Genomic DNA, 15,501 nt, shown 5'->3' with positions numbered 1-15,501 from the left:
GCGCTGACAAACTCCCCCGGCGGGGTGTCTTTGACAGTGAGAGGGGTGCATCGTCGTGACGAGGACGATCGCGACCGCGGCCGTTGCGCCACATGCCCTGCGACCGCGCTGGCGTCCCCGGGGCAACATCGCCACGTTGCTCCGGTTGCTGGTTGCCGTGCCGTTGCTTGCCGTGGTCGGGTTCGCCGGCTTGACCTTCTCGAACAGCGTTCGGCAGGTCGCCGAGGCGGGGGAGATGCAGCAGCTCGCCGCGCTCTCCACCGACGCCGGGTCGCTGGCGCGAACGCTCCAGGCCGAACGGACCGCCGCCGCGGTCGCGTTGACCAGTGGTGACGCCTCCGCGATTCAGGAGTTCGACCGAGCCGCGCGGGACACCGACGACGCGATCGACGCGTTCGCGAGCCACGGTGCCCCCACCGACGCGGTGACCGGCACCCTGCGGCAGGTCGACACCGGCCTGGGCAACCTGGAGACGGTGCGCGGGCAGGTCGCCGCGAGTGAGTACGCCACGCTCTCCGCGGTTTCGTTCAGCTACCGGATTCTCATCGCCGACCTGTTGACGTTGCGGGAGGAGGCCGCCGCCGGTACGTCGAGTCTGTTGGTCGACGACGCCCGGGCCGCCGCGGCGCTCGCGGCCTCCGGGGAAGCCATCGGACAGCTGCAGATCGTGGTGCTCCGTAGCTTGGCGATGGCGGAGCTGACGCCGGCTGCCCAGCAGGAGAGCGCCAGCGCTCGGGCTCGGCTGGCGGATGCCAGTACCGACTTCCTTGATCTCGCCGACCCTTCGTGGGCGGCCCAGTGGGAGCAGGTCGGTACCGACGCGTCGGTGGTGACCGCGCAGCGGCTGCAGGATGAAGTGGGTCGGGCGTTGCCCGGCGAACGGCTCCGGCTCGACGCCACGGAGTGGACCGAGGCGACGAATGTCTGGATGGCGGAGCTCTACACGGTCCAGCGGGCGGTGGATGCCGAGTTTGCGGAACAGTTGGCGGCGGCCCGCGGAGTTCAGCTACGCAACGCAGCTGTGCAGGCGGCGGGAATCCTGCTGGTGGTGGCGCTGACGGCGGTGCTCACCAGCGTGGTCGCCCAGCGGATCACTAAACGGCTGCGCCGGCTGCAGGAGTCGGCCAACACCGCGGCGTACGAGCGGTTGCCGGCGGTGGTGCGGGAGTTGAGCGCCACCACCCAGCCGTTGTCCCCGAACGAGATCGCTGACCGCTCCGCCGCCGAGCTTGTGGTGGTGGGCGACGACGAGATCGCCGAGGTGGGCGCGGCGGTGCGGGCGTTGCACCGGGAGGCGGTTCGGACCGCCGGCGAGCAGGCGGTGCTGCGGGGGAAGGTCGCGGAGATGTTCGTGCACCTGTCCCGTCGGGAGCAGCGTCTGGTGGACTCGTTGCTGGTGCAGGTCGACCGGGTGGAGCGGGACGAGACCGACCCGGACCGGCTGCGTGAACTTTACGAGCTGGACCATCTCGCCACCCGGATGGCGCGGATCAACCAGAGCCTGTTGGTGTTGGGCGGGTCGGGTACTTCCCGGGTCCGCGGCAAGGCCGTGCCGATCGTCACGGTGGTGCAGGCGGGCCTGTCGCAGATCGAGCAGTACACCCGGGTGTGGATCGGCTCGTTCGACGACGGTCACTGTGTGGCTGGCGAGGCGGTCGATGAGCTGGCCCACCTGCTGGCCGAGCTGCTCGACAACGCTACCGCCTACTCTTCGCCGGAGACCGAGGTGTGGGTGGAGAGCCAGTCGTTGCCGGACGTGCTCGTGCTCCGGGTGATCGACCAGGGGGTCGGGCTGTCACATCAGCGGTGCGCGCAGATCAACGCGCAGCTGGCGGAGCCCGGCTCAGTCGAGATCGCCGGGGTACGGGCGATGGGCCTGATCGTGGTCGGCCAGCTCGCCGCCCGCTGGGACATCCAGGTCGCACTGCGCCCCGCTACCAGCGGTGGCACGGTCGCCGAGGTACGGATTCCGTGGCAGCTGATCTCCTGGGGGGCGCCGGAGCCGGCGGCGCCGCAGTGGGGCTCGGCGGCTCCGCAGTCTGCTGCGCCGCAGCCGGCCGCGGCCCGGTCCGAGTTCCCGCCGCCGCAGCAGCATGCGGTGACGCAGCCGATGCCGGTCGCCACCGCGTCGCGGGCGACTCACGCCGTGATGCCGGCACCGACGGCGGAGCCGCCGCAGGCCCGGCCGGCGCCGGCGCCGCCGCCGGCGGCACCGCTGTTCCAGCCTGCGTCGACGCCATTGGCCGGGGCCGCGCCGTCGGTGGTCGCGCCGTCGGTCGCCGGCCCGCCGACGATCAACGGCTGGTTCGAGACCGTTGTCGAGGGGACGGATGCGGTCGTCGCCTGGCCGGACGGCGGCGGCCAACAATGGGCGGCGGCGATGGAACGCGCGGTGGCTATCGCCTCGTCCGGGTCCTCCGGATCCTCCGGCCCCGCCGGGCTCTCGGGGTCCGCCGGATCTGCCGGGGCGCCCGGGCCCACCGGCCCTGCCGGGTCACCCGGTTCGCCCGCGCCCGCCAACGGCGAGTTGCCGCGGCGGGTGCCGCAACAGCACCTGATGCCGGCCGCGCCGACGCCGACCGAGGGCGGGGGTAACCGGCTCGACCCGTCCAGTATCGCGGCGGCGATGTCCGCCTACGCCCGGGGCGTGGCGGGCCATCGCCCGCCGTCGTCCGTCCCATCCACCCGCCTGGAGCAGCCGTCGTGACAAGCTCGAATGACCTGAACTGGCTACTACAGAACTTCGTCCAGCGTACGCAGGATGTCAGCCACGCGCTCGCGATCTCGACCGACGGGATGGTGCTGGCGCATAACGAGGGCCTGCCGAGGGACCGGGCGGATCAGCTCGCCGCCACCGGAAGCGGCCTGGTGGCGCTGCTGACCGGGGCGGCCCGATTCTTCGAGGCGGGCGCGATGATCTCCAATGTGACCCAGCTGGAGGGCGGGTTCATGTTCTGCATCGCGTTCAGCCAGGGTGCTTCGCTGCTGGTGCTGGCAGCCCCGACCTGCGATGTCGGCAAGGTCTCGTATGAGATGACCGATCTGGCCATCCGGATGGGTGAGGCGCTCACCCCCGCGCCCCGGGCGACGCTGGCGTAACGAGAGGTGGCTGGGATGGGCACTGTGCGACGGGTCGCCACCAGCGCCGTGGCAACGGCGCTGGTGGTCGCGGCGACCGCCTGCGGCGGCACCTCGGGCGAGTCGGCGGAGACTATCCGGATCGGGTTGATCGCCAACCTTGACGGTCCGTTCGAGGAGCCGGGTTCGGAGCTGCGGGACGGGTTCCAGCTCTATCTCGACATGCGCGACGGCATGCTCGGAGGCCACCCGGTGGAGCTGCTCTTCGCCGACGAGGGGTACGAGTCGGAGGTCGCGGTCGAGTCGGCGGTGACGATGCTGGAGCAGGACGGTGTCTCGGCGATCACCGGCATCATCAACGGGGGTAACGTGACCGCCCTGTTGCCGCTGCTCACCGAGCATCGGGTGCCGTTGGTCGGGTCGTTGGGGCGGCCCGAGCTGGACGATGTGACCTGGGTGTGGAACACCAACCTGTTGTCGGTGGAGCCGGGTATCGCGATGGCGCCGTTCGTGCACGATCAGGTCGACGGGGAGGTGTATGCGATCGGGCCCGACTTCCAGGGTGGCCGGGACGAGCTGCGTGGCTTCACCGAGACGTTCTTGGAGCTCGGCGGTGAACTGGCCAATCCGGACGGCGAGACGGCGACCTTCACCCCGTTCCCGGACACCACCGACTTCACCCCGTACCTTGCCGAGATCGCCGCAACCGACGCGGTAGCGGTCTATTGTTTCTGGGGCGCCGGGAATTCGGTCGACTTCGTCACCCAGTACGCCGAGTCTCCGATCTCCCACCTGCCGCTGTACGCGGCCGGGTTCGTCACCGACGGCGAAATCCTCAAGCAGCAGGGGGATACCGCGGCCGGTATCTACAATGCACTCAACTACTCTCCGGACCTGGACAACGCCGCCAACCGGGAGTTCGTCGCCGCCTGGTACGCCGAGTACCCGGACCGGGTGCCGAACTCGATCGTGATGGCCTCGTACGACGCGGCGGCGGTGCTGGACCGGGCGATCGCGGCGGCGGGCACCAACCCCACCCCGGAGGAGATCAACGAAGCGATCGACCAGTTGGGGCAGATCGACAGCCCGCGCGGGCCGTGGCGGTTCGCCGAGCACACCCATGCGCCGATCCAGAAGTGGTATCTGCGGCAGGTCCGCACCGACGGCCGGGCGCTGGCGAACGTGGTGGTGTCGGAGCTGACGACGCTCGGAGACTGAGCCGGGCGGCCCGACTTACGGCGAGGATAAGAGCTACCCGGCGGCGCCGGTGTAGGCCGCCAGGTGCTCACCGGTGAGGGTGGAGCGGGCGGCGACCAGGTCGGCGGGGGTGCCCTCGAAGACGATCCGGCCGCCGTCGTGGCCGGCGCCCGGGCCGAGGTCGACGATCCAGTCGGCGTGCGCCATGACCGCCTGGTGGTGCTCGATCACCAGCACCGACTTGCCGCCGTCGACCAGCCGGTCGAGCAGCCCGAGGAGCTGTTCGACGTCGGCGAGGTGCAGCCCGGTGGTCGGCTCGTCGAGGATGTAGATGCCGCCGGTGGCACCCATGTGGGTGGCGAGCTTGAGCCGTTGCCGTTCCCCGCCGGAGAGGGTGGTGAGCGGCTGGCCGAGGCGCAGATAGCCGAGGCCGACATCGGCGAGCCGGTCCAGGATCGTGTGCGCGGCCGGGGTTCGGGCGTCACCGTCGGCGAAGAACGCCGCCGCTTCGGCCACCGACATCGCCAGCACCTCGGCGATATTTTGACCGCCCAGTGTGTACTCAAGCACCGCCGCCTGGAACCGTTGCCCGTCGCATTCCTCGCACGTCGACTCGACGGTGGCCATGACCCCCAGGTCGGTGTAGATGACGCCGGCGCCGTTGCAGACCGGGCAGGCGCCTTCCGAGTTGGCGCTGAACAGCGCTGGCTTGACCCCGTTTGCTTTGGCGAACGCCTTGCGGATCGGGTCGAGCAGGCCGGTGTAGGTGGCGGGGTTGCTCCGCCGGGAGCCGCGGATGGCGCCCTGGTCGATGACGACCACGCCGTCCCGGTCGGCGACTGACCCGGAGATCAGGGAGCTCTTGCCCGACCCGGCCACCCCGGTGACCACGCAGAGCACGCCGAGTGGAAGGTCGACATCGACGTCGCGCAGGTTGTGGGTGGCCGCGCCGCGGATCGGCAGCTGGCCGGTGGGGGTCCGCACGGCCGGTTTGAGGGTGGCGCGGTCGTCGAGGTGGCGGCCGGTGATGGTGTCGCTCTTGCGCAGCCGGTCGGTGGTGCCCTCGAAACAGATGCTGCCGCCGGCGGTGCCGGCGCCGGGGCCGAGGTCGACCACGTGGTCGGCGATCGCGATCGTCTCCGGCTTGTGTTCGACCACGAGCACGGTGTTGCCTTTGTCCCGCAGTTGCAGCAGCAGCCGGTTCATCCGCTCGATGTCGTGGGGGTGCAGGCCGATGGTGGGCTCGTCGAAGACGTAGGTGACGTCGGTCAATGAGGAGCCGAGGTGGCGGATCATCTTGGTTCGTTGCGCCTCACCACCGGAGAGGGTGCCCGCCGGCCGGTCCAGCGAAAGGTATCCCAGCCCGATCTCCGCGAACGAGTCCAGCAGCCGTTGCAGCCCCTGCAACAGCGGCGCCACCGACGGCTCGGCCAGCGCGCGGACCCACTCGGCGAGGTCGGTGAGTTGCATCGCGCAGACTTCGGCGATGCTCTTGCCGTTGATCTTCGACGACCGGGCCGCCTGGCTCAGCCGGGTGCCGTCGCAGTCGGGGCAGGTCGTGAAGGTCACCGCCCGCTCCACGAAGGCGCGGATGTGCGGCTGCATCGCGTCGACATCCTTGGCGAGGAAGGACTTCTGGATCTGTGGGATCAGCCCGGCGTACGTCAGGTTGATCCCGTCGATCTTGAGCTTGGTCGGCTCCCGGTAGAGCAGGTCGTGCAGCTCCTTCTTGGTGTACTTGCGGATTGGTTTGTCCGGGTCGAAGTAGCCGCAGCCGCGGAAGATCCGGCCGTACCAGCCGTCCATACTGTAGCCAGGAATGGTGAGCGCACCCTCGTTGAGGGAGAGGCTGTCGTCGTAGAGCGCGGCGAGGTTGAAGTCGTTGACCGCGCCCTTACCTTCGCAGCGCGGACACATGCCGCCGAGCCGGTTGAAGGTGGCCTTCTCGGTCTTGGTCTTGCCACCGCGTTCGACCGTGATCGCCCCGCTGGCCGAGACCGACGGGACGTTGAACGAGTAAGCGTTGGGCGAGCCGATGTGGGGCTCGCCGAGGCGGCTGAACAGGATCCGCAGCATCGCGTTGGCGTCGGTGACGGTGCCGACCGTCGAGCGGGGGTTGGCCCCCATCCGCTCCTGGTCGACGATGATCGCGGTGGTGAGGCCGTCGAGCAGGTCGACGTCGGGACGGGCCAGCGTCGGCATAAACCCCTGCACGAAGGCGCTGTAGGTCTCGTTGATCATCCGCTGCGACTCGGCGGCGATGGTGGCGAAGACCAGCGAACTCTTGCCCGAACCCGAGACGCCGGTGAAGACCGTCAACCGGCGCTTCGGGATCTCGACATCGACGTCCTTGAGGTTGTTTGCCCGCGCCCCCTGGACCCGGATCAGGTCGTGACCGTCGGCCACGTGCGACCCCGACGATTGCTCGCCGACTCTCGACGCGATGCTCATCGGCCCTCCCCTCAGCCTCGTTGCTGGATGCGGACCGTGTTGCCGGCGGGGTCGCGGAAGGCGCAGTCCCGCGTTCCCCACGGCTGGTCGGTCGGCTCCTGCATGACCTCGGCGCCGCTGGCCTGCACCCGCTCGAAGAGTCCGTCGAGGTCGCTGGTGGCCAGCATGATGCTGGCGTAGGTGCCTTTGGCCATCATCTCGACGATGGTTTGGCGTTCCGCATCGGTGACGCCCGGGTCCGCGCCCGGCGGGTAGAGCACGATGTTGACGTCGGGCTGCTTCGCGGGCCCGACGGTGTTCCAGTGCATGTCGCCATACTCGACCTGGTTACGGACCTCGAAGCCGAGGGCGTCGCGGTAGAAGGCCAGGGACGACTCCGGGTCGCTGTGCGGCAAGAACGTGGTGTGAATGATGATGTCCATAGCGCTTACGCTAGCTGCGTCTCCGCGGCCCGTGCTTCTCGATTCCTGATCGGTCTGGTGACTTGTTTAGCCACGCACGACGGGATCCCGTCGGTGGGGCGGTCCGCTGCCCGGGCCCGGTAGGCGCTCGGCGGCACCCCCACCAGCTCGGTGAATCTGGTGCTGAATGTGCCCAGCGACGAACAGCCGACCGCGAAACAGACATCGGTGACGGTCAGGTCGCCGCGGAGCAGCAGCGCCATCGCGCGTTCGATCCGCCGGGTCATCAGGTAGGAGTACGGCGATTCGCCGTACGCGAGTCGGAACTGGCGGCTGAGGTGCCCGGCGGACATGTTGGCCCCGCGGGCGAGCGCCTCGACGTTCAGCGGCTGCGCGTACTCCCGGTCGATCCGGTCGCGGACCCGGCGCAGCCGCGCGAGGTCACGCAGCTGCTGCGTCGGCGAGTTAGTGCTGCTCACCTGATGAATAGTGCCACGGGCCACCGACGGTCGCGGGTGGGCGCGCCTACCGGTCGGGTTCGGGGCGGAAGGCGCCACCGGCCAGGCCGGTGGCGAGCAGCTTCGCCAGCTGTTCGGCGTCGGCGCCGGCCGCCTCGAGTAGCGCGGTGAACGCCGCGAGGCGCTGGAACAGCTCGCCGTACCGGCTCTGGTCGGAGCGCGGGATCCGAGGAATTTGCGCCCGCCGGAGGTCGTACCGTTGGATCGACCCGGCCGACGCCGCCCGGTGCGCATTGCCGTCGTGGCACAGGAACCCGGCGAGGAACCATGCGTCCAGCAGGTCCGGATCGGGTCGGAGTAGCTGCACATTGGGCCCCAGCACCGCGCCGGCCTCGGCGTCGGTGACGACCTTTGCGATCAACTGGTGGGCGACCACCGGCGAGACCACGTCCCCGGTAGTGACCCGGGGCGCGTCGGACGGCACCTGGTCGGCGCTCAGCCGACCGGCCGGGCCGCGGCCGGCCACTAGATCGCGTGCCCGCCACACGGGTACGGCCGGGGCGTCGCTGAGCGTCCCCGAGTCAGCGTCGGGGTCGGGGCGGTGCTGGCCCCGGGCGGTTGCGGTGATCGCGCCGGCGCGGACCAGGTCGCCGACGGAGATCATGGGCAACGCGGCGGGGCGGTCGACCACGCCGAAGCCGGGTAGCGCCGCCGGCAGCTGCGCCAGCGTGTCGGCGAGCCGTTGCCGGAGGGCGCTCGCCTGGTACGGGTCGATCGTGCTCGGGTCGGCGTGGACGCGGCGGGCGGGGCCGAGGTCGACGGCGTCGTCCAGCAGCTCGATGACGCGTACGGTGCGGGCGGCGAGCGACAGCTCCGCCTGGGGCTGGCCCGCGTCGAGCGCGGTCAGCGCCGCCGCGAGCTGGGCAGTCCAGTATGGCCAGTCGTGGTCCCGGTCCGGTTCGCCCGTCAGCTCCGCGAACAGCACCTGGTCAGCGTGCTCACCGGAGCGGGGGCGGCGCAGCACCCACAGGTGGAGCCCGAGGTGGTGCGGGGCGGCCGCGCCGGCTGGTAGGCCGATCACCGCCCGCACCGCGGCCCGGCGCAGCAGTTCGGCGCGGACCCGCCGCCCGGCCGGCCGGGCGGCGGCGGCCGGCGGGAGCAGCAGCACCGCCCGCCCGCCCGGGGATAGCTGCGCTAGCACGTGCTGCACCCAGGCGAGTTCGGGCTCGGTACGGGGTGGGACGCCATACTCCCAGCGGGGGTCGTAGGCGAGGTCGTCGGCGGCCCATTCGCGGTCGGCGTAGACCGGTGCGCCGACCGCGGCCGCGGCCTCCAGCGGGGCTTGCCGTGGCTGCTGGAGGTTGGCGGGTCGCAGGTCGGCGTCGGTGGCGCCGTGGCTGGCCAGCCGCAACGCAGCCAGGCCGACCAGCGTGGGGTCGCAGTCATCGCCGTGGAGCCGCAGGCTGGGGAGGCGGCTGAGGGCGGCGGCGAGTAGACCGCCGGTGCCGCAGGCGGGATCGTAGAGGCTAGTCGGCTCCTCGGTTGCGAGCAGCCCGGTCATCAACCCGGCAACCTCCGGCGGGACGCGGGGGAGTCGGGTGGCTTCGTGGAGCCGGCGCAGCAGCTGGTCGAGGGCGGCTGCGGAGCCCGCTTCGGCGGCGAGTTCCGCCAGCGGCTCGGCGACGCTCGGCGGAAGCGGCTCAGCCGCGCTCGCGGGCAACGCCGCCGCGAACTGTCCGGGAGCACCGATGGCCAGGACTCGGCCCGCCCGGAGCAGCGCCGCCGGCAGGTCGTGATCGGAGGAGGCGGCACGGAGCTCCTGCCAGACGCGTTCCGCGGCGGATAGCTCCGAGATTTTGCCTTGCCGACGCAGCCACGCCGCCACCTCGGTGAGCGCGAACCGAGGGCTGGTGGCGGTGCCGCTGACGGGTTTGGGGAAGTCGTCGAAGCGTCGGCGCCAGTTGCTGACCGCAGCGCGGCCCACCCCGGCCAGCCGCGCGATCTCGACTGGTGTGACCTCGGACTCACCCACGGCTCCTCCTCGCAGCGTACGGGACGTACGTTACCAGCCTCGAGGTCGTGTTAACCCACAGGTTCGACGAATCTTTGTTGACAACGTACACAGCGCTTGGCATTCTTGGCTCGTCCACAGCGGCCGGCCCTGGGTGGCCGACTCGTTGCCTGGGCGCCTACGAACCCGAACCCGATGGGAGTAACCCGATGCGCACCAAGAAGCAGCTGGCCACAGTGGCCGGCCTCCTCGTCGCCGCGGTCGTCGGTGCCGCCTGCGGCCTCGGCGGCAGCGCCGACGGCGACGGCGCCACCCTGGCCGATAGCGACACCGACACCGACAACGGGGCCGAGCAGGTCGATGACTCGGATGACGCGCCGGGCACTCGCCAGAACCCGCTCGCGCCGGGCACCGCGTTCGAGGTGGGTGACTGGACCGTCGAGCTCGCCGCAACCGACACCGACGCGGACGAGATCGTGGCGGCTGAAAACCAGTTCAACGACCCGCCCGCCGATGGTCGCCAGTTCGTCATGGTCGAGGTGACCGTCACCTACACCGGCGACGACTCCGGCGACCCATGGCTCGACCTGAGCATCAACTTCAACGGCTCCGGCGGCAACACCTTCGGCAGCAGCATGGACGACTACTGCGGGGTGATCCCGGACCCGTTGGACGAGCACGGCGAGATGTTCCCCGACGCCACCGCCACCGGCAATGTCTGCGCCTCGGTGCCGGCCGACCAGCTCGACGACGGAGCGTCCTGGATCGTCGAGGACACCTGGTCGGTGCAGAGCGACCGCACCTTCGTCGCGATCGGATAGCAGCCCTCCGCCGGCCGGGCATGGGGAGGCTCCGGGCCGATCGGTATGGCAAGCTAGCGCGCATGCGCCCGCCAGCCGCCCCGTCACACCCGCCGCGCGACGTCGAGGCGGGTGTGAACCTGTGCGCTATCTGGGCGCTGCCGCTGGCGGTCGGGTTCTCGATCGCTGGCGTGGTGCTGGGGCACGTGGCCCGACACGAGATCCGGCGCACCGGGGAGCGGGGCGACGGCCTCGCCAAGGCCGCGCTGGCGATCGGCTACCCGGTAACCGCCCTCTGGCTCACCTGCTGGGTCCCGATGATCCTGTCGGTGACGCTGGCGGAGTGACCGGTGGCCGCAGTTCGGCCAGCGCGGCCCCGCCAACCGCGCGCAGCCGGCGCAGCGGGTCGGGGATCGCCGTGACATCAGGCAAACTGCTCGCCACCCGAATCGGCCGACCGCCGTACCGGGCGCTGATCGGGGGGTAGTTCACCTCCAGCGTGCCGCCGACCAACGCCAGAATCATGCCGCCGTGCGGATAGGTCGCCTGATAACGTGCCGTGAACGCCTGCCGGATCTCCTCGATCCGCTGGTCCACCTCGGTGGGCCACCGGGGCCACAAGTGGCCGTACCAAGCAAACGCCCACTGTGGTGGGATTGGTCGCCCCTCGGCGGCCAGCCGGCACAGCCCGACCCGCAACGAGGCGGGTAGCTCGCCGGTCGGCGCCGCGAGCGGCACCACCGGTGGCTCGGTGATCGCAGCGGCTGGCATGCGCAGTGGGGCCAGCGCCGCGACCACCGCCCGGAGCCCCACCGCGTGCGGCCCCAAGGTCGGGTCGGCGCCGTGCCGGCTGACCAGCTCGGCGGTCTGCTGCGCCAGCCGTTGCCAGGGCGCCGCCGCCGGCGTTTCCAACAGCGCCAACACCTCTCGTTCCAACGCCTGCAGCTGCAGCAGCGCCGCCCCGGCAGCTCCGCCGGCCGCCGGCGGCGGCGCAGCCAGCGGTGCCGGCGCCACCGGCGGCGCTGCCGGGCCGGGCGCGAATCGGGTCGCGGGCACGGTCGGCGGCGGCCGGGTCGGCGGCGGCACAGTCATCGGTGGCACGGTCGTTGGCGGCGCGGCGGTCGAAGTCGGCCGCGCCGACCGTGGTCGCGAACGATGCCGCCAATGCATCGCGGCCACCGCCACCGTCGCCGGTAGCCCGGCGAGATAGACCAGCAGCAGCAGCAAGATCGCGACCGCGGCGATCGTGTCATAGGGCTCGGCGTACTCGGTCACCTCGGCCTGCGCCAACGATGCCAACAGGGTCACCGGCCGGTCCCTTCGAGTCGTGCGAGCTCTGCCCGCAGCTCCCGCACCTGCGAATCCGCCGGGCCGACCTGTTGCACCCGGGCCGCCACCAGTTCCCGCAGCTCGGCCCGGGCGCGGGCATGGTCACCAATCGCGCTCTGACACTCGGCGATACTCCGCCTGGTGCCCCACACCAGACTGTGCTCCTCCCCGTAATGCCGCGCCAGGTCAGGCAGTAGCTCCTGCTGGACCGCCAGCGCCCGCCGATGGTCGCCGGCGAGCAGGTACACCCGGGCCAGCGCCAGCCGGGCATCGACCACCTCCGCGGCGCTCGGCCCGAGCGAGGCCGCGGCGGCCCGTACCGCCTCCGCCAACACCTCCCCGGCCTCGGTCACCCGCCCTTCACCGACCAGCTCGACCACATCCTGTTGCTGACGCTGCAGCGCCTGCGCCGCCGCGCCGCCACCGGCGGGTACGGGCTGGGGCGCCGGCGACGGGCCGGACGGTGGCTTGGGCGCAGCGCGCAACACCGGCAACGGGCCGAGCGGGTAGTGGTAGGGGCGGGTCGGGCCCTGGGCCACGGCGGACCCGCCGGTGCGCTCGGCGCCCTCGGCGACGTGCGGCAGCAGGCGTAGATACACCTCCCCGGCGTGTGCTGGGCGCTCCGGTGCCGACTTCGCGAGCAACTGTCCCACCAGCTCAGCCAGTGCGGCCGGCAGGTCCGGCCGGACCGGCGCCAGCGCCGGAGGCGCCTGCTGCTGGTGTCGGCGCATCAGCTGGAATGGATGGTCGGCGCCGAACGGCGGCTGACCAGCAAGCAACTCATAGAGCACACACCCGAGCGCGTACAGGTCGGTCGCCGGTCCGAGCTCCTCCCCGGTGAACTGCTCCGGGGCCATATAAGCGGGAGTCCCGAGCAGCTGCCCGGTGGTGGTCAACCGGGTTAGGTCGACCGCGTCCAGCAACGCGGCGATGCCGAAGTCGAGCACCTTCACCGAGCCGTCCGGGCAGAGCATCAGGTTGCTGGGTTTCAGGTCGCGGTGGATCATCGACCCGGCGTGGGCGGTGGCGAGCACCGAGCAGACCTGGGCGCCGATCGCGGCAGCCCAGGCACCGGGCAGCGGCCCCTGCTCGGCGATCACGTCCTTGAGCGTGCGCCCAATCACCAGCTGCATCGCCAGGTAGGTTTCGCCGTCGTGCGAACCAAGGTCGAAGACCGTCGGTACGCCGGGGTGTTCCAGCTTGGCGGTGACCCGTGCCTCCCGGGCGAACCGGCGTACCGCCTGTTCGTAGTCGACCTCGCCGAGCAGCCCGGTACGCCGGATGAACTTGACCGCCACCCGGCGGTCGAGCCGCCGGTCATACCCCTCCCAGACCTCTCCCATCCCGCCCGGGCCGATCGCCGCCGTTACCTCATAGCGGTCTGCGATAAGCATCCCTTCGCGCACCGTGACAGTGTGGCGCAAGGCTCCTCGGTTGTCACAACGTGCGGTCTGTCACGCTCCCGACACCTCCCGCTTGGTCAGGCAGGGAGAGCTCTCCGACATGCTGACCATGGAACACCTCGCCGGTCGGCCGGAAGCCGAGCCGCCGGTAGAACTGCTCCGGGCCGTGCTCTCCCGGTACCCATAGGACGGTCAGCCGACCCTGGCCGCGGCGCCGGGCCTCGGCCGCCACCACGCTCACCGCGTACCGTCCGTAGCCGCGGCGTTGTTGGTCGGCGGCGACGTTCAGCCGCCAGATGCCGCACCGGAAGAAGTCGAGCGGGGAGTCCGGGTCGAAGCCGGCCATCACGAAGGCGACCAGCTGCTGGCCGTCGTAGAGCAGCCGGGGCCAGGCAGTCTCCTGGTTGGCGTACGCCTCGGCGAGCGAAACCGCCACCGGCGCGACGTACGCCTCCTGCTGCGGGGCCACGGTGAGCCGGCAGGCGGCCGTGACGTTCTCGGCAGTCACCTCTTCGATGCGCAACGCGTTGCTGGTCACCTATTCTCCGTCCGTCATTGTGAGGGTGGTGACCTGACCGTAGGCGCCTATGCGGTCAGCAACGGTCCGCGTGGCTGGCGAGGCTGCGGTAGGGTGACGGCGACCAATCGGAGTGAACAGAGGTAACTATCGTGACTGAGCCGATCGAGACCCGCGGTGAGCAGCTCAATGACCTGGTAACCGCCGACACTCGGGGGGACGGGAAGACCGACGTCTGGGTGAGCGACACCGACGGCGACGGGGTGCCCGACCTCTACCAGTTCGACACCACCGGTGATGGCCAGGCCGACCTCACGATGGTCGACCTGAACCAGGACGGCAAGCCGGACCAGATCCACCAGGGCCCAGTCGCGTGATCATGGACCTAGGTGCATGATTCCCGTGATCATGGGTGCCTAGCCCCATGATCACGGGGTCAGAGATGTAGCGCCTGGACGAAGACGAGGACCGCCAGCAGGGCCAGCCCCCGCAACAGCTGTCCCATGATGTCGACCGGCATCAGCCCCGCTGGCGTGTCCACCACCGCCCCGCTGTAACTGACCAACCGCCGGGTAGCGAACCGATAGACCGCGACGACCACCCCGAGCAGCAGGACCCCGTCGAGCCAGCCAACCGACAACGGTACGGCCGGCAGCGAGAGCAGGAACCACCCTGCCGTGCCGAGCGCCGGCACCACAAAGTGGACCAGCCGAAGCTCGGTCTCACTGCCGCCCAGCACCCGGCGCAGACCGGCCGAGCGGCTGACCGTGCGCAGACCCCCGGCGAGCCGGTCACCGGCGAGAAAAGCAAGCAGAATCTGCGCAATCGGCGCCGCCGACGGCAGCGCCGCCCCCACCGCGTACATCGCCAGCAGCAGCATGCCCCACGCCGCCAGCGCACCCGGCCGCCGACCGAGCCGGCGCAACTCAGCCTGCAACAACACCAGTAACCGTGGCGCCGGCCGGAAGGCGCGGTGCCGCACCCGCCCGATCCGGAGCCAACGCCGCTGCGCCAACACCTCGGTCAGCGCCGACGGGTCGAGCAGCACCGCCGCGGTCGTGACCCCGCCGAACAGCTGCGTACCGGCGCTGAGGCTGGCCCGATCCACCCACGCCAGGCTGCGGCGCGCCCGGAGACTGGCGGCGACCGCTAGCGGCAGCGCACCCAGGCCGACCACCGCCACCACAACCTGGCCGGCGACCGGTGGCCCAACTATCGGCAGGGCCAGATGATGCGCCAATACCAGCGCGGACGCCACCGCGCCGCCGGTGCCGAGAAACACCGTGCCGGCTCGCCGGGCCCACCACAGTGAAGACCCGGCCCCCTGGGCCGCGACGCTGATCGCAACCACCGCACCACCGCAGCTCGCCCCAGCGAAGCTCCACCAACCGAGCTGCGCCGGGTCACCGACCGATCCGCTGAGCGCCGCGCCGAGGCCGAGCAACGCCCCCACCGACGCCGCACCGACCAGCAGCCACCGCAACTGGGGCAGCAACCAGGCACGTCGGTCCACCGGAGCACTGACCACCCAGGTCGGAGTCGCCGGACTCACCAACAACGGCCCTAAACTGCGGAGCCCGTGCCAGGCGAGCCCGGCGGCGACCAGCCCCGCAGCCACCGCGAGCCACCAACGCCGGGCAGGGTCCGACTGCTGCACCCCCGGAGACCCCAGAAAATCGCTGAACCCACCCACCAAACTCAACCCGATGGTGCCGACCACCAGCACCACAATGTACATATCGGTGAGCTTCTCAGACAGTGAAGTGGTGTGATGCTGCCTGCGCAGCTGCCGCAACCGGGTCCGAAGCTCGCCCGCCGCTGGCGCCACCGGGTCCGTCCCAGCCGCGACCAGCACG

Annotated in this window: 14 protein-coding genes; 6 read left to right on the top strand and 8 right to left on the bottom strand. The window is 70.9% G+C overall.

Annotation, left to right across the window (positions count from 1 at the left end):
* The first annotated feature begins 55 nt into the window (after positions 1–55).
* From JQS43_RS26075 to JQS43_RS16790, 3 genes are read left to right on the top strand one after another with little or no spacing between them, the layout of a single operon-like run.
* Positions 56–2,707, top strand: coding sequence for a nitrate- and nitrite sensing domain-containing protein (locus JQS43_RS26075; protein ID WP_275580909.1), 2,652 nt, complete (start codon positions 56–58; stop codon positions 2,705–2,707).
* Entirely contained in the window at positions 2,704–3,099 is a 396-nt protein-coding gene (locus JQS43_RS16795; RefSeq protein WP_239675348.1) for a roadblock/LC7 domain-containing protein, read from the top strand. Before JQS43_RS26075 ends, JQS43_RS16795 begins: the two co-directional genes overlap by 4 nt.
* A 15-nt stretch (positions 3,100–3,114) precedes the next feature.
* Positions 3,115–4,296: an ABC transporter substrate-binding protein gene (locus tag JQS43_RS16790; RefSeq protein ID WP_239675347.1), complete on the top strand. Its 1,182-nt coding sequence runs from the start codon at positions 3,115–3,117 to the stop codon at positions 4,294–4,296.
* 33 nt (positions 4,297–4,329) lie between these two features.
* Here JQS43_RS16790 and JQS43_RS16785 read toward each other — a convergent pair whose 3' ends face one another.
* Genes JQS43_RS16785 through JQS43_RS16770 form a run of 4 tightly spaced genes read right to left on the bottom strand, consistent with a single transcriptional unit; the run spans position 4,330 to position 9,617 of the window.
* On the bottom strand, positions 4,330–6,726 hold the full coding sequence (locus JQS43_RS16785; protein ID WP_239675346.1) for an ATP-binding cassette domain-containing protein: 2,397 nt from the start codon (positions 6,724–6,726) through the stop codon (positions 4,330–4,332).
* 11 nt (positions 6,727–6,737) lie between these two features.
* Positions 6,738–7,148, bottom strand: coding sequence for a VOC family protein (locus JQS43_RS16780; RefSeq protein ID WP_239675345.1), 411 nt, complete (start codon positions 7,146–7,148; stop codon positions 6,738–6,740).
* Between the two features lie 5 nt (positions 7,149–7,153).
* A complete protein-coding gene (locus tag JQS43_RS16775) occupies positions 7,154–7,606 on the bottom strand; it encodes a helix-turn-helix transcriptional regulator (RefSeq protein WP_239675344.1) in 453 nt (150 codons plus the stop codon).
* 46 nt (positions 7,607–7,652) lie between these two features.
* On the bottom strand, positions 7,653–9,617 hold the full coding sequence (locus tag JQS43_RS16770) for an N-6 DNA methylase (protein ID WP_239675343.1): 1,965 nt from the start codon (positions 9,615–9,617) through the stop codon (positions 7,653–7,655).
* Between the two features lie 188 nt (positions 9,618–9,805).
* Here JQS43_RS16770 and JQS43_RS16765 point away from each other — a divergent pair, with 188 nt between their 5' ends.
* The gene (locus tag JQS43_RS16765) at positions 9,806–10,417 is read left to right on the top strand and encodes a hypothetical protein (RefSeq protein ID WP_239675342.1); all 612 of its coding nucleotides are present in this window, start codon (positions 9,806–9,808) and stop codon (positions 10,415–10,417) included.
* A gap of 62 nt (positions 10,418–10,479) precedes the next feature.
* Positions 10,480–10,743, top strand: a complete 264-nt coding sequence (locus JQS43_RS16760) for a DUF4190 domain-containing protein (RefSeq protein ID WP_239675341.1) — start codon at positions 10,480–10,482, stop codon at positions 10,741–10,743.
* Here the strand turns inward: JQS43_RS16760 and JQS43_RS16755 are convergent.
* Genes JQS43_RS16755 through JQS43_RS16745 form a run of 3 tightly spaced genes read right to left on the bottom strand, consistent with a single transcriptional unit; the run spans position 10,697 to position 13,666 of the window.
* Positions 10,697–11,704 carry a hypothetical protein gene (locus tag JQS43_RS16755; protein WP_239675340.1) on the bottom strand — a complete coding sequence of 336 codons (1,008 nt, stop codon included), beginning with the start codon at positions 11,702–11,704 and terminating at the stop codon, positions 10,697–10,699. The two genes, JQS43_RS16760 and JQS43_RS16755, sit on opposite strands and share 47 nt — an antisense overlap.
* A complete protein-coding gene (locus JQS43_RS16750; RefSeq protein WP_239675339.1) occupies positions 11,701–13,131 on the bottom strand; it encodes a serine/threonine-protein kinase in 1,431 nt (476 codons plus the stop codon). Before JQS43_RS16750 ends, JQS43_RS16755 begins: the two co-directional genes overlap by 4 nt.
* Before the next feature lie 31 nt (positions 13,132–13,162).
* The gene (locus JQS43_RS16745; RefSeq protein ID WP_239675338.1) at positions 13,163–13,666 is read right to left on the bottom strand and encodes a GNAT family N-acetyltransferase; all 504 of its coding nucleotides are present in this window, start codon (positions 13,664–13,666) and stop codon (positions 13,163–13,165) included.
* Positions 13,667–13,797: 131 nt separating this feature from the next.
* On the opposite strand from JQS43_RS16745, the gene JQS43_RS16740 reads away from it, so the two are divergent.
* Positions 13,798–14,022: a hypothetical protein gene (locus JQS43_RS16740; protein ID WP_239675337.1), complete on the top strand. Its 225-nt coding sequence runs from the start codon at positions 13,798–13,800 to the stop codon at positions 14,020–14,022.
* Between the two features lie 59 nt (positions 14,023–14,081).
* On the opposite strand, the gene JQS43_RS16735 is transcribed toward JQS43_RS16740, so the two are convergent.
* A complete protein-coding gene (locus JQS43_RS16735; RefSeq protein ID WP_239675336.1) occupies positions 14,082–15,500 on the bottom strand; it encodes a DUF6297 family protein in 1,419 nt (472 codons plus the stop codon).
* Position 15,501: the final 1 nt, after the last annotated feature.

Source organism: Natronosporangium hydrolyticum (assembly GCF_016925615.1).
In the GTDB taxonomy this organism is placed as follows: domain Bacteria; phylum Actinomycetota; class Actinomycetes; order Mycobacteriales; family Micromonosporaceae; genus Natronosporangium; species Natronosporangium hydrolyticum.
Note: the sequence above shows the minus strand (reverse complement) of the source record. Positions and strands in the feature narration are given on the sequence as shown.